This is a genomic window from Mesorhizobium sp. M8A.F.Ca.ET.181.01.1.1 (assembly GCF_004792025.1).
In the GTDB taxonomy this organism is placed as follows: domain Bacteria; phylum Pseudomonadota; class Alphaproteobacteria; order Rhizobiales; family Rhizobiaceae; genus Mesorhizobium.
Window position 1 is genome coordinate 1 of record NZ_SRTV01000287.1, and the last position, 290, is coordinate 290.

Genomic DNA, 290 nt, shown 5'->3' on the forward strand with positions numbered 1-290 from the left:
GTCGGAGCGGGGACATCCCCCTTCCACTCGTAAGCCACGGTTCCCTCCGGATGCTGGTACCATCCCGGATCGGCGTAATCGTTCGAGGCGAGCCCCTCGCGTACCTTGACGACCGAGAACATGCCGCCCATTTCGATGGCGCCGAATTGGCCCCAGCCGGTCATCATCGGGATCGTGTTGTCGGGAAGCGGCATTTCCATCTCGCCCATATCGGCCATGCCGCGGTCACCCATCGCCATGTATTCGCGCTGGACCCGGCGGATCTTGTCCGTGCCCTTCCAGTTCTCGAC

The 290-nt window shown here is 63.1% G+C and carries 1 pseudogene; it reads right to left on the reverse strand.

Annotated features, from left to right (window positions below):
- Positions 1–290: pseudogene (locus EN824_RS34630) on the reverse strand (copper oxidase); the annotation flags it as partial.